Genomic DNA, 21,409 nt, shown 5'->3' on the forward strand with positions numbered 1-21,409 from the left:
TCTCGACATACCGGTCCGTCTGATTGAGATTCGTGAACTCGAAATTCCCCATCCGGAACGACCGCAACACCGGCTCCACAGGCACCGGGACCGCATCCGGGTTCGTGGGGATGTCCGAGCCCTCGCCGGCTCCGGAAAGCGTGCTCAGTTCATGAGCTTCCTCCTCGCCGGACGGCTCCGCTGCATCGTCGGCGGTCTGGGACCTGGGCGATGGAGGCAGCGGAACCGCGGCCGCATCCTCGTGGGAGGGCAGGGACCGCTGTGGCTCGACGGGCGGCGCTGACAGTCCGGTATCGCCCGTCGCCGTGTCGACGGGCGGCGAAGCAACGGCCGCCACCTCGACAGGCGCCGGAACCACGGGCGTCCCGGACTCCGGCGCCACCTCCACCACGGGCGTCCCGGACTCCGGCGCCACCTCCACGGTTGACGCATCGACCTTCGTCGTACCGGCAGGAGACGTCTCTTGCGTGTCCGGCGTCCCCTGCGTCCCATGTGTCCCCGCCGTCCCCGGCGTCCCCTGCGTTTGCGCTCGGGTGGGTTCGGGAGCCGGAGTGCGGAGGATGAGGGGGACGATGTCGCCTCCGCGGCGGCGGAGCCGGATGTGCGGGCTGTTGCCGCCGGCCGGGCCGGGGTAGGTGTGTGCGGTGCCGTTCTCCTCGATCAGGGTGACGGTGGTGCCGGTCGCGGCCGCGGCCCACCGGGCGACGGCACGGTCGGCGTCGGGGCCCCAGGGGGCATGGGTGAGGTGGCGGCGCATGTGCGCTTCCAGCGCTTCCGGGCTCGGCGTGGCACCGCTGCGCAGCGGCACCAGGGGCGGAGGCGAGAAGAGTGAGTCGCGCTGCGCCGCGTCGCCCGGGAGGCCGTGCAGGCGCATCAGCTGGGCGGGCGTCGCGAGGGCGAGTCTGCGCAGCCGTACGACCTCGGGGCCGTACCGTCCGGGCTGGTCCGCGGCGTGAATCAGGGCCCCGGAGAGCGCGCCGAAGAAGCCGTTGCCGCGGCCGGTGGGCGTGTCCTGGGTGTAGGTGGCGCCGTCGGGCGCGGTGAGGACGCCGTCGCGGTCCAGGCGGTAGCGCGGGCCGCCTGCGTCGGTGGGCGGCATCCAGGGCGGGGTGGTGTGGCTGCGGTGGGCCGGCGGCTTCGTCGGGCGTGTGCTGTCGGTGGCCGGGGTGCCGGAGTCGGTCTCGGCCGCCGGCGCCGGCAGTGCGGTGGTGACGGGGGCCGGGGTGCCGGGTGGGAGGGCGGCGTGGAAGAAGCCGTCGGCGGCGAACAGGACGGGGTCGTCGACCGGGTCGACGGCGGCCGGGTCGGTGCCGTGCGGGAGGAAGACCTGTTCGCGGCCTTCGCCGGTGACCACGGTGAGCGGGGTGCCCAGGACGCGGGCGGCGAGGGCGGGCAGCAGGTCGGCGCCGCCGTGGTCGCCGGCCCGGCGCGCGGGCGGGGCCGGTTCGCCGTCCGGGTCCTCCTGTGTGGCGTCCTGGCGCGGTTCGGCCGCGAACGGGCGGGACAGGGCGGCCGTGGCCAGCGCTCTGCGCTGTGCGGGGGTCGGCCAGAAGGTAAGCGGGAGACGGCCGAAGGCGTCGAACTCGGCCTGCTGCGCCGGGGTGAACGTCACTCCGGCCTGGTCGATTTCGTCCTGGGTGAAGGTGTCGGCGACGTCCAGGGCGAGGGCGTCGAGCAGGTCCTCGTTGCCGTCGTCGCCCAGCGCCGAGGCGAGGCGGAGGCGGGCGGCGTCGATGGCCTCGACGGTGACCGCCGGATCGCCGAGGGCTCGGGTGAACTGTTCGGCGAGGTCGGTGCCGAGCAGGTGGGGCAGGCGGCCCCGGGCCTCGGCGACGGCGATCAGCGCGTGGAAGAACGAGGCGCCGTCGTGCGGCATGTCGTGCACCTCGCGCACCGTGGCGCCGTCCGGGGAGGTGAGGGTGCGCGGGGCGGTGCCGGTGCTGTCGGTGGTGCCGGTGGTGTCGGTGATCGTGTACGGCTTCGGTGCCTCGGAACGCCATTCGGGCTGGGCGTACTCCTGCGGCAGGTCCGGTACCGGGACGGCGGTGGAACCCTGGTGGTGGGCGGTGAGGCGGGAGGCGGCGAGGTGCAGCCGGTGGTGGTCCGCGGCGGCGGCGTCGGTGCGCTGCCGCCACCGGTTGACCTCCTCGCGGGCGGCCTGCCAGGCGACGACGGCCGGCGACTCGGCGATCTCCCGCGGCAGGTCGGAGTGGCCGTCGCCGAGCGCGGCCTGCTGCTCGGCGCTCAGGTCGAGCCACGTCTCCCGGGCCCGCGCCCGGGCGTCGTAGTAGCGCTGCTCGGCCGTGGCGAGGTCGCCGACCGCCTTGGCCTGGGCGTCCCAGGCCTTGCCGACCTCGTCGGGGAAGGTGGTGTCGTCGAGGAGACCGTAGTCACGGGCGATGTCCTCGCGCAGCCAGACCAGGGCGGTGGTCTCGGCCTCGGCGGCGCGCGGACCTCGCCTGGCCTTGCCGAGCGCGTGCAGGGGGCGGCTGTCGGTGAGCCGGTGGTCCACCTCGGACACGGCCAGCCAGCTCACCGGCAGCGCGAACAGCATGCTGCGGTCGGTGACGACCTTGAGGTGGGTGCCGAGGGTGGTGTCCGCGGCGGCCTTGGTCACGGTGCCGTCGGTCGCGCCGCCGATCGGGACCGTGACGCCGGGGTTGACGATGCCCGCTTTGGTGGTGCTCGCCAAGGGGGCGGTGCCCACGGCGCCCTCGACGTTGTCGGTGATGCCGGACTCCAGCGCGTCGGAGGTCTTCGTCCGCTGCATGGCCTCCATGCGCGGCTTGTTCTCCACGGCGAGCAGCCGGGCGCCGCGGCGGTGCATCTTCGCGTAGAGGCGGGAGTCGGCGGTGTGGAACTGGCCGAGGAGGCGGGCGGAGGCCTGGACGGGCAGCGGTGAGCCGTCCCCGCTCAGTGCGTCGCGGAAGGCCGCGGTCAGGCCGGTCTGCGCGGTGGCCTCCTGCTGGGCCTGGGCGGGGATGGTACCGAGACCGGTGAGCGGGGTCCGGCGGGCCTTGCGCACGGTCCCGGTGAGCCGGTCACCGGTGTACCGGGTGCCGAGGTCCTTGTCGCCGACGCCGTCGGCACGGGCGGTGGCGAGGGTCAGGGCGTCGTGCACGTTGGCGGTGCCGCGGATGTCCACGGCGAGGATGCCGGAGCCGATCCGGTCGTCGAAGGGCAGGACGTCCGAGGCGTCGGCGCGGCCGGAGGGGTCGCCGGCGGCGGAGGCACGCCAGTCGGCGATGCGCTCCGGACGGGCCTGAGCGGCCGTCAGCAGCCTTACCGCGCGCTCCGGTTCGGTGACGTCGCCATGGGTGAGGGTGCCGTCGGCGCCGTCGCCGGCCGGGGTGAGCAGGTTGGCCGGGACGATCTCCCTGAGGCTGCCCACGTCGGTCCGCGCGTCGGGTATGAGCGTTTCACCGGTCGCGTCCGTCATGGTCACGGTCAGCGTGTAATCGGTGACGATCTCGGCGTGCGTCTGGGTGGTCGTCATGTTCGGCATGGCGGTGCGGCCGCTGGTCTCGGTCCGGGTGCTCGAGCCCTGCTTGGCCGCGGTGCCCTGCAGGGAGGGGTTGGCCATGAGGACGCCGCTCTCCGTCGTGCGCTGGCCGACGCTCGCCGTCGCGTCGACGCCGCGGTCCTGGGAGGTGGAGTCGGCGTCGTCGCGCGCGACGGTGCGGTAGTCCTCCAGCTCGAAGCCGGTGCGCAGCCGCTCCACCTTGGTGGTGACCGGGGTCAGCTTGAACCGGACCTGTGCGGGACTGCCGCCGACCGGCAGGTGGGTCGGGCTGCTCCAGGTGCGGTAGCGGACCGGCAGGGTCATCCCGTCGGTGGTGAGCTCGTGCAGGTTGGCACGGAGGAAGTCCGGGGAGAGCCGCTGGAGGACCTGCTCGCGGTCGTGCGAGGACACCCCGATCTCCTCGAGCTGCCGCATCAGCGGGGGCACCGCCGGGCTTGCGTCGAGCCGGCCGCTGGGGTGGCTCGGGAAGCGGCGGTCCTGCAGGAAGGCGGGCAGCAGGTAGCCGCCGCCGAGGTTGTCCGGGGTGCTGGTGCCGATGCCGTCCGGGGCGAGCCCGGCCTCGATGACGTCCTGCATCGGCAGGTGGAACATGACGGCGCCGTCGATGCGCTGGACGTCGGCGGCGGCCCGGCGTGGGGCGAGGCCGCGGGCCAGGCGGGCGGAGAGGCGGCCGGCCACGGAGCTGATCCGGGCCGCCGCTCGGGTGCCCGCCATGCCGATCGCGGCCGTCCAGCGGTCGCGGACCGCGACGGTCTCGGTGGCGTCGGCGACCACCAGGTACGCCCGCCCGGCGAAGGTGAGGGTGGTGTTGCGTCCGGGAGTGAGGGTCTTCGCGGCACTGCGTCCCCAGCCCCAGGCGTACTGCAGGCCGGCCGCGTAGGAGCCGACCATCGCCTGGGTGCCGTCGACCCGCTGGAGCGGCATGTCGGCGCCCTGGAGGCCGACGGTGGCGCGCGAGACGGTGCTCTCCGTGCCGGCGATGCGGTGCTCGTTGCCGACGGTGGCCTCGAAGCTGGACGGCTTCGGGTCGCTCTTGACGCGCAGGTTGTGCAGTTCGCCGCGGATCGCGGCCTTCAGGTAGTGGGTGCGGAACGGTCCGGCCCCGTTGAGTCCGGTGATGCGGGAGCCGAACGGGCCCAGGTACTGGCCGAGTTGCCCGGCCACGCCGAGGTTCGCCATCGCCCGGCGCAGGGCGGTGCGCACCGGGGCGCCCGGTGCGCTGACGTGCCAGGTCCCGCCCGACGCCTCGTCGGCGACGGTCTGCACGAGCTGCTGGCGCCGCTGTCCGCCCTCGACGCTGAGGACGACGTGCGGGGCGCTCAGCAGCCTCCCGGTGAGCCGCTGGTCGGCCGAGTCCCGTCCGGGCAGCGGGCTCGTGCCGTCGAGGAGCTGGTCGGCCTCGGTGGCGGAGGGCCGCGGTACGGGCGTCGGCGTGGTGGTCGCGGACGCCGGTGCCGTCGTCTCGGGGACGGGGTCCGGGGGGTGGCGCTCGGAGGCGTGCGCGGAGGGTACCGCCAGCTCCACCCGGCCCACGGTCTCCGTGCCCTGGTCGAACAGCGGGCGTTCCTGCTTCTTGCTGACGAAGTAGCCCGCGCCGAGCACACCGACCGTCATGAGCCGGGCCCAGCCGCGTGGACGGCGGTGCCCCTCGAAGGAGGCGCTCAGCTCCACCCGGTAGCTGTAGAGGTCGGCGCCGTTCTGGTAGGTCAGCTGGTCGTGGGTGACTGCGACCGTGGCCCGGGTGGCCTTCTGCTCGGTGTGGGCGTACCGGGCGCCGAGGGCCACGTTGCCGGTCTGGCGGGGCAGGTCGACCCCCGGCACCTTGTCGTGGTCGCGCGGCGAGATGCCCAGTTCGGCGCCGCCGGACAAGGTGCTGGAGGCCTGCTCCGCCTGGCCGGAAACCTCGGTTCCGATCACCGCGTTGCGCAGCGAGCGTTCGGTCAGGGTGGTCTCGAACCGCCGGTCGGTGAGCCGTGCCCGCAGGATCAGGGTGTGGTGACCGCGGCGCACCTTGCCGTCCTCGGTGAGGGCGACCGGTACGCCGGTGGTGGTCAGGTCGTCCAGGCTCTGGGCCAGGGTGGGCCGGTTCAGCGCCTCGCGGACCTGGCGGTCGTTGTGCAGTGCGGTCCGCATCCGCCCGTCGCCGTACCAGAACTTGGCCAGTCGCGGGTGCCGCAGCATGAGCGGCGGGACGAACAGGGACGGGTAGGAGCGGTGCAGGGTGTCGATGACGGTGTCCGCGAAGACGCGCATGGGGTCCTGCGGGGCGGCGGGTCGGCCGGGCTGGTCCTGCCGGCCCTGTTGGTCCTGTTGGTCCTGCCGGCCCTGTTCGCTCTGCGGGCTCTGCGGCGTGGAGGGCTGCTGGTCCTGCTGACCGGCATCGCTCCGGCCCTGGCCCTGGTCCTGGTTCTGGTCCTGGTCCTGGTTCTGGTCCTGGTCCTGGTCCTGGTCCTGGTTCTGGTTCTGGTTCTGCTCCGCTGCCGGAGTCTCGCCCTGGCTCTGATCCGCTGCCGGGTCCTGGCTCCGGCTCGATTCCGGGGACCGGCCCTGCTCAGGGGTCGGTGCCGGGGCCGGGCTCGGTTCCGGGGTCCGGTCCTGGGTGGGGACCAGTGGCTGCGGTTGGTCGGGCAGGAAGCCCTCGGCACGGACCTGGCCGCTCAGGTGGACCGGGTCCTCCCGGGTGAGGTACCACGGCACCGGCGGCTCGGCGTCCGGGTTGGGGCCCGCCTGTCCGGGGGTGCGGCTGTCCCAGCCCGCGAGCCGGCGCGCGTCCTGGGTGGACATCCAGTCCAGGCTGACGACCCGGACCGGGCGGGCGGCGGACGCCGGCTCGCCCGCCTTGCGCACCATCAGGGTGCGCTCCACCCGGTAGAGCGCGACCGGGTGGTTGCGGATGCGGCCGGTGGTCTTGCGGGCCGCGTCCGTGCCGAGGTAGTGGCCCCGGCCGGTGCTGAAGTCGGCGCGGACCATCGGGCCGCCCTGGAGGCGTACGTCCGTCTCCGGGCCGACGTAGGTGTGGTTCGGGCCGGCGGTGATCTGGATGCCGAAACGGGTGTCGCGGACGTGGCCGCGCTGGTTCTGGTACGTGGTCTGGGTCAGGTCCCGGATCTCCGCCTTGACCGACTCGGTCACCAGGGTGGCCCGGTGCGGGATCGACCGTTCGACGATCAGGTGCCCCAGCGGGTGCCGGCCGCTGCCCTGGGTCAGCTCGGGTCCGCTGACCGGCCCGGTGAGCCGCCCGAACAGCGCGAGGAGCCGTCCCGGTCTGACGTACGAGACGAGCGTACGGTGCGCCGAACTGCCCGGCCGGGCTTCGGAGATGGCGAGCGCCAGGTCCTCAGGGGGGTCGACGAGGTGCAGTCCGGCGATGGTGGTGGCGCGCGGCTCGAGCCCGTCGGGGAAGGTCAGCGTCCGCGGCGCGCGGCGCGGTCCCTTGAAGGACACGGTGAGGTCGTCGGGCAGCCGCCAGCTCAGGCCGTCCCGCACGGCGAACTGCGTGGTGAGCACCTGCTGGCGCTGCCAGCGGGGGCCCGGTGCGGACGAAGCGGGCGGGGCACCCCGGTCGCCGGTGGCCGGCGCCTCCGTGACCCGCTCCACGCGCACCCGGTAGTGGACGTCGTCGAGGTGGAGGTGCGAACCGTCCACGGCGCGGTACTCGTTCTGGTTGTACGCCTGTGTGCCCTGGGTGTAGTCCGTACGGCGGGTCCAGCCCAGCGAGACGCCGATCTTCACCAGCCAGCTGAGCGGCGGGCCCATGCTGACCGCGGCGGCGATCCGGCGCCCGAAGCCCACGCTGCGCCCGCCGCCCGTACCGGCCTGGCCGCGCCGCATGGTGTCCAGCCGCACGGTCGCGCCGTTCACGTCGGAGAAGCGCTCCCAGCGGTGGTACGGGACGGCCTCGACCGTCATCTCGTGGCCGACCCCGGACTTCTCCCGGCCCACGAGGCGCGCGCCGCGCGGGGCGGTGAAGGCGCCGGGCTGGTCGGTCAGCAGGCGCAGCAGTTCCGCCTCGTCGAACTGGTCGCGCAGCTTCTTCGGCAACTGTCCGAGGATCTGCCGGGCCACCTCCTCGGGCGAGCGCAGGGTGAGGACGCCGGGGCCGGTGAAGAGCCCGCTCTGCGGCGTCCGCCGGCTGCCGTCCGTACGGCCGCCGGGGCTGCCGTCGCCGGGGTCGGCGTCGGGGCCGGCGCCCGGATCGGCGCCCGGATCGGCGTCGGGGCTGATCAGTACGGCGGGCAGTCGGCTGCCGTCCTCGAAGGTGACGGTGCGCGGGGCCGGACCCGGGGCCGCGGCATCGTGTCCGGTCAGGATGCGTGCCGGGCGGTACCGGTCGAGCTGGGTCTCCAGCGGTACCGGGTCGCCCTTGTCGGGCGTCCCGGTGCCGGGGCCGTCGAGGTTCGTGATCCCGGCCATGCTGCGCAGCCATTCCCCGAAGGGGCCGGAGCCGTCCGCGTCCGCGGTGGTGGCCGGGGTCGACGTGGCCGCCGGATCCGGCGCCGTCGGGGCCGTCGGTGCCGTGGTGGATGCCGGGTCCGGGGTGGACGTCGGGTCCGGGGCGGTCGTGGACGTCGTGGCGGTGACCGGGGCCGGTCCGGGGGTGAGCGGGGCCGTGGCCGGGATCAGGGCGTCGTAGTGGTCGGTGCCGTTGAAGGCCAGGTACAGGGGGCCGTCGGTGCCGGCCGGGTGGAGCTGGTTGACGAGGATGCTGTTCTGGACCGTCGGGTGGGGCCGGACGATCCGCAGATCGAGGTCGAGGGTGATCGCCAGGACGTCCGGGAGCCAATCGCCGAACGGGGTGGACCACAGCCCGGGACGCTCGGCGACCGTGGCGAGGAGCCTGCGCCCGCCGAGCCGTCGTGCCTCGGCGGGGGTCGGTGCCACCTGAGCGAGCTCGGGATAGCCGCTGTCCCGGAGGATCTGCCGCCACCGGTCCGCATCGCCGTCGGTGACGACCGCCTGCGCGATGCTGTTCCACTCGTCGGCGATCCGGGACCATGTGTCCGGATTCTCCACCCCGGCCAGGGCGCGCATCCGCAGGTCGTCCACCACGGTGGCCACGGGGTCTTCGATGAGTTCGTCGAAGGAGTCGCCCAGCTCGGTCCCGGCGATGCGGTTGCGCAGGAGTCCTCGCAGCCCGGCGATGTTCAGCGCGGCCCACGCGGGCGGTATGTCGCGGCTGCGCGCGCTGTCGAGAACCGACCGGAAGAGGCAGTTCCCGCCGCCCGGCGTGACCAGGTGCCGGAAGGCCCTGCCGTCCGCGCGCACGATGTCCGACGACCCGGCCCCCGCACGCTCCTTGCTGAGCAGGGCCATGTCCTCGGCGGGGGTCTCCGGACGGCCCGGCACGGGCACCAGGTCGGGTCGGCGGCGGGCGAGTTCGGCGGTGTCCCCGGGGCTGAGGCCCAGTTCCGACAGCGGCAGCGGAGCGGTGGACAGCGACCAGGTGACATCGGCGGATCTGGCGTAGGTGAGCCCGCGTACGTCCTCCGGCGAGACCAGGGTGGTCGGCGGGAGCGGGGGCAGTGGCGGGGGCAGCAGGACGTCGAGCGTGGTGCGGGGGTCTTCCGTGGCTCGCAGGGCGGCTGCCGCGCGCAGGAATGCGGTGTACTCCTCGACCGTGGGGTCGGTGTCCTGCTCGGCCGTGGCATCGGTGTCCTGCTCGGCCGTGGCATCGGCCGTCGCCGGACCGGTGCCGGCTCCGGTCGTCGCGGCGCGCCGGTCGAGGACCATCCGGCGCAGCAGGTCCGGGGTCATCCGGCCGTCGCCGTAGCGGGCCGCGGTGTCCGGGCTGCGCCAGCGCAGGCCGTCCACGTAGGCGAGCCCGGCGAGCAGTTCGTGGTTCTCCGGCCGCTGTTCGGCGTCCGGCCCGAGGACGTCACGCAGGGTACGGATCTGCTGCAGGGTACGGGTCAGCGCGAAGCCGTCGGCCGGCGCCGGACCGTCGTGCAGACCGGCCGCGCGCGCCAGCGCGTCCAGGTCGGCACCGCTGGGCTCCGGGGTGAACAGCCGCCACCGCCCCGGTCCGTCCTTCCCCTCGGTGAGCACCGCCCGGACGTCTCCCTGCGCGTCCCGGGCCGTGCCCACCTCGGTGGTCGGCGCGTACACCGGCCGGCCGGTGCGGTTCGCCACGTGCTGTGCGACCGGCAGGCCCGCGATCTCCGGCTGCCGCCCGGTCTCGCAGGAGAACAGGACGAGGGGCCGGTCCTGGTCATCGTCCCGCGCCCAGGACTTGAGCACCTCGCCGAGCTGGACACCGCTGACCTTGACGGTGGGGTGCGTCGCGTCCTCGGTACCGAGGGTGACGGTACGGGAAGTGGCGTGCGCCACGAAGTAGTCGGCGCCCTGCTCGGTGTCCGAGCCGGGCAGCGGAGCGGGCGGGCCGGTGAAGACGGTACGGCGGACGGGCGGGTCCTCGGTGGTCGTGCCCGTCGGGTCCGGGGCGATGACGGATGCCGGGGACGTGGGCGAAGCCGGGGACGCGGGTGCGGTCGGGGACACGGGCGGGGTGTCGAAGGTGCCGGCCGGCGTGTCGGAGGTGCCGGTTCGCGCCGTGGACGTGGTGCGCACGCCGCGGAAGGTGTCCTGGCCCAGCAGTGCGCGGCGTGCCGCGCTGTGCGCCGTACCGTCCTCGGCCGGACTCTGCGAGATGGTCAACGTCTGTACGGCACGGCCCGGTTCGGGCTTCGCGGCCGTGTCCGGCATCCACCGCCGCAACTGGGAGACCGGCACGGTGAGGCCGTCCAGTGTCGTGACGGCCGGCTCGTCCGCCGGGCGCTGCGGGCCGCTGTCGTGGTCGGCCGTGGCGCTGTCCGCGGGCCGCACGACGATCCGCCCGGGCGGGGGCGGGGACGCCGTGGTGGGGACGGCCGTGGAGTCGTCCGGCGTGGTGCGCGGAGGAGGTGGCGGGGTGCCGCCGTCCCCGCGGCCGCGTCCGCCACCGTCTGCGCGGTCGTGCCCGCTGCCGCGCCCGACGCTGTCCCCGCTGCCGTGCTCGATGTTCTGCCCTAGGCCGTCTCCGGAGTTCTGCCCGAAGCTCTGCCTGACGCCGTCGCCGACGCCGGGGCCCTGCCCGACGCTCTGCCCGAGGCCGTCTCCGACGCCGGGGCCGGGGCCGGGGCCGGGGCCGGGGGCGGGCTCGACGGTTCCGTCGGCGGGCTCGACGGTTCCGTCGCTGTCGCGGTCGCCCGACTCCAGATGCAGGTCGGTGGCCGACTCGATCACCGAGCGGCTCGGGGCGGCCGGCGGGCCGGAAGGGTCGGGCGCGCTTTCGGTGCTCAGTCCCAGCTCGGACTGCGAGCGCGCGAGACGGCGGTCGGACGGCGGGGGCGACGAGGCGGGCACTCCGCTGAGGTCGAGGACCCCTGCCAGCTCCGACAGCCGGGCCAGTTGCTCCGCCTGGGTCCACAGGCCGGTGGTGGGCTTCGGGGTGGAGCCGTCCCAGAAGTCGTGCGGCTGCCAGTCCGACCGGTCCTTGAGCTTCTCCACGCTGCCGTCCGGCCCCTGCTGGGTGACCGCACCGCGGTAGGGATGCCGCTCGGGGTGCGCCCGGTCCGGCACGGGGTCCGCGGTCGCCATCGTCGCCTCGACCAGCGCCTGCGCGGCGTGGCGCCAGGTGAAGCTCTTGAGGGTGCTGTACAGCTGGTCGGCCTCGCCGCGCGCGTCCGGCAGCCTGCCGCGCAGGGCCGCGATGGCCGAGGCCCAGGCCTGTGCCCGGGCGTCGGTGCCGCCCTCGACCTCCCCTCCGGTGTCCGGGTCGATGGTGAAGGGGGCGTCCACGGTCATCCCGGCGCCGTGCTCGGTCACCGTCTTCAGGAACTCGGCCGCACCGCTCTCCCCGTTGACCAGGATCGGGATGCTGCGTCCCGCGGCCTCGGTGGCGACCAGCCCGAAGCCCTCGTGCAGCGACGGCATGATCAGTGCGTGCGTGGTCTCCCGGTCGTTCACCAGATCGGCGGGGTTCGTGCTGAACGGGAGCATGGTGACGCCGCCCTCGCCCTGGGCCTCGATGATCGACGTCCAGCGGGCGTGCTCCTCCGGGTTCTTCTCCGGGTGCGGTCCGCCACGGATCGTCAGGCGGACGTCGAGGCCGAAGCCGCCCCGGGAGCGGGGGCGGCGCAGCATGCCGATGGCCTGGACGGCAGCCTCGACGCCCTTGATCTCGTCCGTGGCCCGTCCGGGCAGCAGCAGCTTGAGCTTTCTGGGCAGATGCGCCCAGTACTTGAACTTGTTGAAGGCCGACGGCTCGACCGGCGTGCCGATCTCGGTGCCCGGCACGAAGCCGTGCAGCGCGGGGATGCGCAGCACCTCTTCCGAGAGGCGTTCGGCCTCCTGGGCGAGCAGCGGTCCCACGCCGGCCACCATGTCGGCCTTCTGCATCAGTCTGCGCTCGGTGGTGGCCTTCTTGGCGCCCTTCTCCGGCTGGTGCTTGATCCTGTCCAGCCGTACGGGACTGGTGTGCAGGAAGTGCACCACGCGGGCGCCGGGATACCAGGAGTCGCGTATCTGCTGCGCGGCCGGACCGGAGAAGCGGGAGTGTCCGATGATGATGTCGAACGCGTCGTCCTCGCCGGGCAGTCCGTACTGGTCCGGTGAGCCCTTCGCCAGGACGTCGAGGCGGTCGCGGCCTTCGTCCACACCGGGGACCGACGCGTTGATGATCCTCGCGCCGCCGTGCTGCTCCTGCATCTTCTCGAGGTCGTAGTCCGCGTGGTTGTCGACCGTGAGCAGGGTGACGTCGTGGTCGTGGTGGAGCCCCTTGACCAGCTCCATGTTGAAGACGGGCACACCGCCGAGACCCAGCCCGCTCTCGTCGCAGACCACCAGTACCCTGCGGCGCTGCGGGACGGCGGCCCTGTCCTCGGCCTCCGGTGCGACGGTGCCGTCCTGCCGCACCGGGGCGGGGTTCGGGCCCGTGTCCACGGTGGTGCCGGCACCGGACATGGTGCTCAGCCCGAACGCCTCTTCCTCGTGCGGGGTGCCCGGTGTTTCCGGGGTGTTCTGTGTTTCCGGGGTGCTCTGTGTCGCCGGAGTGCTCTGTGTCGCCGGGACGTTCGCGTGCGGCGGGTCGGCGCCGTGGACGGGACCTGTCGTCTCCGTGAGCACCTTGGGGGGCGGGGCGGTGACGTCGGTGTCGGTGGTGTCGGCCGTTGCGGTGCTCTGGGTGACGGGGAGCGACTGCGGTGCCGGTCCCGTACCGAGCGCGTCCGCGAGCGGCAGCAGCACGTCCGAGCCGGGGAAGCCGGTGTCCGCGGCGCCGTCCGGTACCGAGGTGAGCGGGCGGACCCGGACCGGGCTTCCCGGTCCTTCACGGGTCAGTTCGACGGCGGTGCGGACCGGGCGTACGCCGTTGTCCGGCGTGACCGCGGGTCCGAGCACGACGGCGTGGTCGGTGCCGGCGCCGTCCAGCAACGCGGTCGCCTCGGGTGAGCTCTCCGCGGGTGGCGGCGTCTGCGAGACCAGGACCGTCAGCGGCGGAGCCTGGACGGGCTCGGCCTCCGCGTCACTCCGGACGTCCGCGTCGCTCCGGGTGTCCGCGTCGGCGGTGTCGGTGTCCGTGCCGGTGTAGGAACCGGTCGTGGTCACCCGCGGCGGATCGACGGCGGTGGTGTCCGGGACCGGGGCGAGGGTGGTGTCGCCGGTGTCCGAAGTGGCGGGGGTGCCGGCCGGGTTGTCGACCGGCGTGGAGGACGTGACCGTCGGAGAGGTGGTGGTCTGCGGCGACTCGGAGGTCCGGGGGGAGTCGTCCGTCGTGGCCTGCGCGCTGTCCGGGTCGGCCGTGGTTCCCCGGCCATCGGTGGTCCGGGGTGACGGGTCGGAGGAGGCGGTGGTGGCCGAGGTGCCCCCGGCGTTGGGGACTCCACCCGTCCGGGTGCCGGTGCCCGTGCCGGTGTTGGTGCTGTTCGTACCGGTGTTGGTGCTGTTCGTGCCGGTACCGGTGCTCGTGCCGGTGTTGACACCGGTGCCCGTGCTGGCGCTGGTGCCGGGCGGGGTGGAGACACCAGGTCCGGCAGGCACGCCGGACGCGTCGGACGCACCGGACACGTCAGACGCGTCGGACACGTCCGGCACGTCGAACGCGACACCCTGCCGCTCCGGCATGTCGCCGGTCCGGTTGTCCGTACCGGGGTCGGCGTCGGCGGCCGGGGAGCCGGTCGTCGACGCTGGCCCCTGGCCGGAGGCGCCCGTCGGGGCGGTGACCGGCGCGTCCACCGTGACCGGGGTGCCGAAGCCGTCGAGGGCGCGGCGCACCACGTCGGTGTCGGTGTCGATGTCGGCGGCGGGGCTGTTCCCGACCGGCACCACCCGGATCTCGGGGCGCGGGGACAGGTTGCCGTGCAGGCCGTCACGGACGCCGATCTCGGTACTGCCGGGTGCCTGGGAGCCGCGCAGGGCGGCGAGGTCGCGCAGGGCCTGCTCGCGCACCTCGGCGGGACCGTTGTGGACCTGCTGCCACAGCTGGTTCTCGGCGGCGGTCACGGGCAGCGGGGCCGGGGGGTACGACGAGAGGTCCGGCGTGGTGTACGGCGGCTGGTTCCCCGAGGCCTGCGGCGGCTGGCCGCCGGTGACGTCGACCTGCCCGGTGTCCGGGGCTGGTGCGGTGCCGCCGGTGCCGGTGGTCTCCGGTCGGGAGGGGCCGTCGGCGTCGCCGGAGCGCGAGGGGCCGTCGGTGTCCCGCGTGCCGTCGGCGTCACCGCCGCCGGAGACGGTGGGCGGCGGCTGGTTGCGCAGTTTGTCGATGGCGTGGCGCAGTTCGGCGCCGGTGTTCAGGGCGCCGCCGCTGAGCGTGGCCTCGACCTGGCTGCTGAGGCCCGCGCCGACGAACGTGGACCAGTTGGTGGACCAGTCGCCGTCGAAGGCGCCCTTGATCAGGATCTCCGCGAGGGCCTCGCCGGCGCCGGCGGCGAGGAAGTCGGCCGTGCCCTTGAGCCCGTAGTGTCCGGCCACCGCGCCCGGCCGGTCGGCGTTGTGGCGCAGGATCTGGTTGTTCCGCCACAGCTCGGTGTTGTTGCGGAACGACAGCGGGTTGTTCCGGAAGGTGACCGGTACGTTGCTGCCGGGGGTGGGGCCGCCGCCGTACGGGTCGGGGTCGGGCCGGTTGTTGGGGCCGTTGGGGTTCGGGGTGGGGTCGGGATTCGGCCGGGTGCCCGGGCCGTCGTTCTTGAACTCGGGCTTCGGGGTGTGGTGGAAGTTCGGGTTGTTCTTGAAGCCCAGGTCCGGGTTGTCCTTGAGGAAGTTGTTGTCGTAGCCCTTGACGATCTTCCTCGCGAAGTCGTCGAAGATGCCGGTGAGGAACCCCGCCGCGGCGCCGAACGCGGCGGACTTGAGGATGTCGTTCCAGTTGAAGCGGTCGGGGCGGCGGCCGTTGGGGGCGAAGCTCATCATCGCCAGCCGCACCGTGAAGGCCATGAGCGCCTCTTGGAACGCCCCGGTCAGTGAGGGCGCGATGTGCAGCCGCTGGAGCAGGTGACTGAGGGTGGTGAGGATCATGAAGCGGCTGCGCAGCTTGGCCATCATGATCTGGCTGGCCGTGGCGCCGCCGGTGAAGAAGGACATCGCCAGGTAGATGGCGATCTCGATGAGCAGCCGGATGACCTCGGCGATGACCTGCCACTTGGACTCCATGATGTCCATGGAGGTCTTGCGCCGGCCCTCGGCGATCTTGTCGAGCTGTCCGGCGAACTCGCGCAGGTAGTTCTTGCCGCCGTCGTCGATGAGCATGCCCATCGCCCTGGCGTACGACTTGGACAGGTCGTCCGGCATGGACTGGGCGATGTCGTGGACCGACTTGTCGATCAGCGAGGAGAGCCGGTCGACCTTGCGGCCGAGACCGGAGTAGGGCCGGCGGCTCTCGTACGCGAGGTCCTCGTCGGCGTCGATGAGCCTCTCCCCGGTGAGGATGAAGATCATCGCGTTGACCTCGGGCGACGGCTGGATGCTCACCGGGGGCCGTCCCGGAGGTCGTGCGGGCAGGCCGGAACGGCCGCTCCCGGCGTGGTGCGGGAGCGGCCTGCGGAGCGCGGGTCAGCGGCGGCCATGCCCGGACGAACCGCCGTCGCCGTCGCCGTCGAGCCCGTTGGTGTTGATGCGGTTGTTGTTCCGCTCGATGTCCTCGAGGTTGCGGTCGCGGGTGTCCTTCATCATCCGGACCTGGCTGACCGTGGCGTCGGTGATGCCCACCAGCGCGTCACGGATGGCCATCATGGTCTCCTTGGTGGTCTGCCGCTCCTTCTGCTCCTGCGGCTTGGCCTTCTCGGCGAACTCGCCCGAGGTGCCAGGCCACTTGACCGTGGGGGCCAGTTCGTCGAGGAACTCCTCGGTCACGTCCCTGGCCAGCTGGCCGATCTCCTCCAACTGCCGTGCCAGGGACTCGATGCGCTGCGGGTCGACGTAGTACCGCTCGCCCATGGTCAGTCCTCCCCGTCGTCGCCGAGGGCGTCCCGCCAGGCGGGGGTGGCCCGGTCGTCACGTGCCGTGTCCTCGTCGTCCTCCCGCAGCACGTCGGGGCCGAAGATGCGCTCCCAGTCCAGCTCGAAGCCCTTCAGTTCCGGCACGTGGGCGCTGGGCTCGGTGAAGGGCGCCATCGCCTTCATCACGTGCCGGTTCATCTTCAGGCGCGCCGCGCTCGCGGCCTCCAGGACACTGGCGGCCAGCTCCTGGGGGGACATGTCGCGGTACTTGTTGTCCAGGAACTCGATCCCGGTCAGCTCGCCCTGCGGGCCCACGGTGGCGCGGACGGCACGGTCGGAGGAGAGCACCGCGAACGACGCCTGCCGCAGTTCGCGCTCGGTGCGCGCCACCGCCTCCTGGGCGGCCTGGAGTTCGGCCATCGCCTTCTCCAGGCGCTTCTCCAGCGGTTCCGTCACGCCCGTTCCGCCCCTTCTTCGTCGTTCTCCCGGATTCCCTGGTCTGCCGTCAAGTCGCGCGTTCCGGGAACCGGTTCGTCAACTGCTTTGCTGATCTTGCCTGGTGGTGGCCCCGCTGGGGAAGCCGGGGCCGGGTGGGATTCGTCTCCCCCGGGTGGTCGCGCCCGGTCGCACCCGGTCGGGCCGGCGACCGCACGGTCCTGCCCCGGCGGCCGTACGGCTCCACCACGCCGGTCAGCGGCCGATGACGGCCGGGGTGCCGCCCTCCTCGGTGCCCCACACGTCCGCGTCCTCCTCCAGGTAGTCGGCGGAACTGGTGGCCCTGCGGCCCGGCTCCGTCTCCTCCTCGGGGGAGTCGCCGCCGGTGGTCGCCACCCGGGAGGCCGGCGCCAGGAAGGTGTCGCTGTCCTCCTGGCGGTGCCACGCGTTGCGCCGCCGGCGGTTGCGGCGCTCGCTCTCCTCCGCCGCGTCGACCAGTACGGCGCGCACCCGCTCCCCGTTGCCCTTGTCGCCGCCGGCGCCCATACCGCCCGCACCCATGCCGCCCATCGGCATGCCCGGCGTACCGGGTGTACCGGGAGCGCCGGGGGCACCGGCGGTGGCGGCCGCGGTGAGCGGGGTGGCCGCGCTGTCGGCGGCACCGCCCGAGAGGGGCGCGACGCTTCCGGTTCCGCCGAGGCCGTCCCCGGAGAGGGAGCCCGCCCCGGAGAGGCCGCCGCCGACGCCCGCGGAGACGCCCGCGCCGCCGTTCAGGCCCAGTCCGTCGAGAGAGAGGTCCTGGGTGGTGGAACCGCTGCCGCTGCCGCCGCCCGTCCCGTTGAGGCCGTCGAGCAGGTCCGACAGGCCGGAGTCGCCGATGTTCCTGATCGGGTCGAGGTCGTGCAGGTCCACCGTCCTGGTGTTGCCCTGCGGGTCGGTGACGGTGACGACGCCGGTCTCCGGGTCGATGCTCTGCTTGCTGCCGTCCGGGAAGGTCGTGTCGAGCAGGCCGTTGTCGAGGACGGTGGTGGAGCCGTCCGGGTTGGTCACCTTCGCGCCGTGGGTGAGGTCGGTGACCGTGCTGGTGCCGTCCGGGCGGGTGGTGGTGAGCATCCCGGTGTCCGGGTCGAAGGTGGCCTTGCTGCCGTCCGCGAACGTGGTGGTGAAGTCGCCGTCGTCGAGCGCGGTGTGGCCGCCGGTCGGGGTCTCCAGGCCGGACTGGTCGCCGCCGTTGAGGTCCCCGAGGTTGCCCAGGCCGCCGGTCGACTCGGTGGGCAGGTCGGTGTTGATGTCGCCGAGGTCGCCGAGGTCGCCCAGATTCCCGAGACTGTTCTGCCCGTTGAGGTTGCCCAGGCTGCCGAGGTTCTCGGTGGTGGTGGTGCCGTCGGGCTTGGTGGTGACCGTCTGGCCGGTCGCCGGGTCCACCGTCTGGACGGTGCCGTCGGGGAACGTGGTCGTCAGCTTCCCGTCGTCGCCCAGCGACGTCGTCGAACCGTCCGGGTTGGTCACCTTCAGACCGTCACCCAGGTCGGTCGTCGTCGTCGAACCGTCCGGGTTGGTCGTCGTGAGCACCCCGCTGTCGGGATCGAAACTGGTCCTGCTGCCGTCCGGGAGCTCGGTGATCACGTCACCGCCGCTGGTCAGTTCGGTGCTGCCGCCGGTCGGGGTGTCGAGGACGCCGTCCCGCAGCCCGCTGTTGAGACCGTCGAGGCTGCCCAGGTCGGTCGTGGTGGTGGTGCCGTCGGGCTTGGTGGTGACCGTCTGGCCGGTCGCCGGGTCCACCGTCTGGACGGTGCCGTCGGGGAACGTGGTCGTCAGCTTCCCGTCGTCGCCCAGCGACGTCACCGAACCGTCCGGGTTGGTCACCTTCAGGCCGTCACCCAGGTCGGTCGTGGTCGTCGAACCGTCCGGGTTGGTCGTCGTGAGCACCCCGCTGTCGGGGTCGAAACTGGTCTTGCTGCCGTCCGGGAAGTCGGTGGTGAGTTTGCCGTCGTCGAACCGGGTGCTGCCGCCGGTCGGGGTCCTGAGGGAGACGCCGCCACTGTTCAGGCCGCCGAGTCCGCCGAGGTTCTGGGTGACCGCGTCGTTGGCGGCGTTGTTCGCCCCGCCCGTTCCGTTGCCGGTCCCGAGGTCGCCCCCGCTCTCGGTGGTCAGGTTGTTCCCGTTCAGCAGGTCGTCGAGGCTGTCGAGGTTCTGCTGGTTGAGCGCGTTCGGGTCATTGAGGCCGCCGAGGCTCTCCTCCACCGCCTTGCGCTGCTCCTCCGCCTCGCGCTTGGCCTCCTCCTGCTCGCGCTTCTGCTCCTCGCGCAGCTCGTCCTGGTACCTGCGGTCCTCCTCGCGCTGCTGGTTCTGCTCGTTGCGCAGATCCTCCTGGAGGCGCTTGGCCTCCTCCTGCTCGCGCCGCTGTTCCTCGCGCAGCTCGTCCTGGTACCTGCGGTCCTCCTCGCGCTGCCGGTTCTGCTCCTCGCGCAGCTCGTCCTGGTACCTGCGGTCCTCCTCGCGCTGCCGGTTCTGCTCCTCGCGCAGCTCGTCCTGGTACCTGCGGTTCTCCTCGTTCTGCCGGTTGATCTCGTCCTTCTCCTCCTCCAGTTTCCGCTCCTCGTACTCCTGGGAGGCCGTGCTGGTCGACTTCGGCTCGGGCACGTTCTCCGAGAAGTCGTCGCCGAGGTCGAGGAAGTGGTTGTTCAGGGCGGACTGCACCTTGGCGGCGGGCTTGCCCAGCTTGTCGGCGGCGGCCCGGGTCCAGATCTGGACCGCCATGTCGCCGACCTTGGCCCAGTTGGCGATGTCGCTGAGGTCGCCGTACTGCGGGTGCACCTGGGAGAAGCCGGCCTGCGGGCTGTGGCTGACGGTGGAGGAGTAGCGGGTGGTGGTGGACTTCAGGTCCGTCTTGGCGACGTTGTTGGTGTCCACCCACTGGGCGAGGTCGTCCAGGACGTAGCGCAGCACCCGGTGCGGGTCGTAGTAGGGGGACTTGGCCCAGTCCAGCCACGCCTTCAGCAGCTCGCTGGCGGCGTCCTCCAGGTACTTGCGGCCCAGTGAGAGGGCACGCGAGTACACCGTGCTGCCGTTCGTCGTGGTGCCGTCGGCGGCGGTGGGCGAGGAGTTGAACGTCTCGACGTAACTGTCGTAGTTCTCGCGGATCTTCGTCAGCAGGCTGCGGAAGACCTCCGCGGCCTCGCCCTTCCAGCTCGCGTCGTCCCGGCCGAACCGGTCCTCCCAGTCCTTCAGCACCACCGCGTGGTGCTTGAAGAACTGCGCGGCGTAGTCGAAGGACTCACCGGTGGTGTTGAAGGAGTCCAGTTCCACCATGTCGGCCTCGGGCACGCCCAGGTTGCTGAACCGGGCGTCCTTGGTGCTGCCGTTCAGCAGGGCGATGAGCGCCGCCCGCGGCCCGTTCATGTACCGGGCGAGCGGGATGGTGCTGAACTTGTCCCCGTGGTAGTCCTCGAACTCGTTGCCCTCGCGGACCTGCGCGTTGTTGACGTCGTCGGTGTTGGGGTCGGCGAAGATGACCGTGTCATCGACCTTCACCCGGCCCTCGAAGACGATCCTGGCCTGCATGATCGACCGCTTCTTGCCGCTGTCGAAGAACCAGATGTCGTAGTCCTCGCCCTTGTTCGTCAGGAACCCGGAGTCCTTGACGAGCAGGCTGAGGCTGCGTTCCTTGATGTCCATCCGGAAGAGCTTGCCGCCGTGGTCGGACCGGAGTGTGTCGAAGATCGTGTTGCGGTCCGGCACCGGATAGCCGGTGATGTGGGTGACCAGGGTGGCCCAGGTGTCGCTCGACGGGTCGCCTGCTTTTTCGTACTCGTCGACGTTGGCGACGGATTTGGGATCGTACCGATCGGCCACCGGGCGCCCTTTCTGGTCGGTTGTCGTCCTGGCCGGCGCACCGTCTCCTCATGCGGGGGTGCGGCCGGGTGGTGTACGTGCGGGTGTGCCGGCCGGCACGGCTCCCGCCGGCCCGCACGGCACGGGTTCAGTCTTCGTCGGTCGTCTTGCCGCTGGTGCCGGCGGTGAGTTCGTCGACCTCGTCGAAGGTCTGGAGCAGCGTCTGCGCGTCGATGGCGTCCAGGTTCTTGTTCTTGGTCTTGTTGGCCTTCTCGATGGTTTCGGTGAGCGCCTGCTTCAGCTCCTTGAAGAGCTCCATCTGGTCACCGAGCAGCTTGTCGATGGCCTCGGCCGCGGTGCGGATGTCCGCGATCAGGCTCGGTCCCGAGACGAGGGGCTCGGAGACCATCCTGCCGATGCGCAGCAACTGCTGCTTCTGGTCGAGGTTGCCCTCGGTGGTGTGCCCGTCGAGGAGATGGCCGAGCGGTCGGATGCCGGCCTGCTCATCGCCCACCTCGCGGCGCTTCTTCGCGGACTTGTAGACCGGATCAACCTCGAAGTCGCGGAAGTTCTCCATCTGCTTGAGGTCGAAATGCGTGACATCGGCCTTCTCGGCCATGGGACGTTCTCCTGCCGCTTGGTGCCGGACGGGACGAGGAAGGGGGAGGTCCGGCGTCTGCCGCCGGACGGGGCCCGGTCGCCGGGCCGCCCTCCGACGCGGACGGAGGGAGGATCCCGGTCGGCCCCGGGCCTCTCGTTCGATCGTCCCGGGGCCACGGCGTGACCTCCGCCGCGGCCCCGGGACGGGCCGATCCGCACCGGGGGCCGCGGGGCCCGCCGTCCGGATCACGCCGGGCTCACGGAGTCCGGAGGAAAGACCCTAACGGGCCCGCACACTTCCCCAGTTCTCGGCGCTGGTGCGCTCGTCGCGGGAGTGGTTGTCGTGGATCATCTGGATCAGCTGACCGTTGTCGCCGAGCAGCGTGGCCATGTTCTTGGTGGCCTGGTCCCACTCCGCCTGGACGCCGCGGTACATCTCCTGGTCCGAGCCCTCCCAGGAGGTGATGAGCGGCTTCAGCTCGTCCTCCAGGTTGTTGAGGGTGGTGATGATCTGCTGGGTCTGGCCCATCAACTCCTCGATGGCATGCCGGACCGTGGCGTACTGCAGGTCGATGATGCCGTCGGCCATGACGTCTCCTCTTCGGTGGCC

Annotated in this window: 6 protein-coding genes; all 6 read right to left on the reverse strand. The window is 72.6% G+C overall.

Annotated features, from left to right (window positions below; genetic code table 11):
• On the reverse strand, positions 1 to 15,463 hold a 15,463-nt coding region (locus tag ACIP5W_RS32610), incomplete at its 3' end, for a glycosyltransferase (protein WP_401481143.1).
• 81 nt (positions 15,464 to 15,544) lie between these two features.
• Positions 15,545 to 15,928, reverse strand: a complete 384-nt coding sequence (locus ACIP5W_RS32615) for a hypothetical protein (protein WP_401481145.1) — start codon at positions 15,926 to 15,928, stop codon at positions 15,545 to 15,547.
• Positions 15,929 to 15,930: 2 nt separating this feature from the next.
• On the reverse strand, positions 15,931 to 16,386 hold the full coding sequence (locus tag ACIP5W_RS32620; RefSeq protein ID WP_401481147.1) for a YbaB/EbfC family nucleoid-associated protein: 456 nt from the start codon (positions 16,384 to 16,386) through the stop codon (positions 15,931 to 15,933).
• 234 nt (positions 16,387 to 16,620) lie between these two features.
• Positions 16,621 to 20,220, reverse strand: coding sequence for an AAWKG family protein (locus ACIP5W_RS32625; RefSeq protein ID WP_401481149.1), 3,600 nt, complete (start codon positions 20,218 to 20,220; stop codon positions 16,621 to 16,623).
• Positions 20,221 to 20,347: 127 nt separating this feature from the next.
• Positions 20,348 to 20,818, reverse strand: a complete 471-nt coding sequence (locus ACIP5W_RS32630; protein WP_401481151.1) for a type VII secretion system-associated protein — start codon at positions 20,816 to 20,818, stop codon at positions 20,348 to 20,350.
• Between the two features lie 261 nt (positions 20,819 to 21,079).
• Complete coding sequence (locus ACIP5W_RS32635; protein WP_401481153.1) at positions 21,080 to 21,388, reverse strand: WXG100 family type VII secretion target; 309 nt, start codon at positions 21,386 to 21,388, stop codon at positions 21,080 to 21,082.
• Positions 21,389 to 21,409: the final 21 nt, after the last annotated feature.

This window comes from Streptomyces sp. NPDC088766 (assembly GCF_044750845.1).
GTDB lineage: Bacteria > Actinomycetota > Actinomycetes > Streptomycetales > Streptomycetaceae > Streptomyces.

Excerpts from the sequence above, each read along its gene's own strand:
- ACIP5W_RS32630 (WP_401481151.1), bottom strand. The coding sequence starts at position 20,818 with ATGGCCGAGAAGGCCGATGTCACGCATTTCGACCTCAAGCAGATGGAG.
- ACIP5W_RS32635 (WP_401481153.1), bottom strand. The coding sequence starts at position 21,388 with ATGGCCGACGGCATCATCGACCTGCAGTACGCCACGGTCCGGCATGCC.
- ACIP5W_RS32615 (WP_401481145.1), bottom strand. The coding sequence starts at position 15,928 with ATGGGCGAGCGGTACTACGTCGACCCGCAGCGCATCGAGTCCCTGGCA.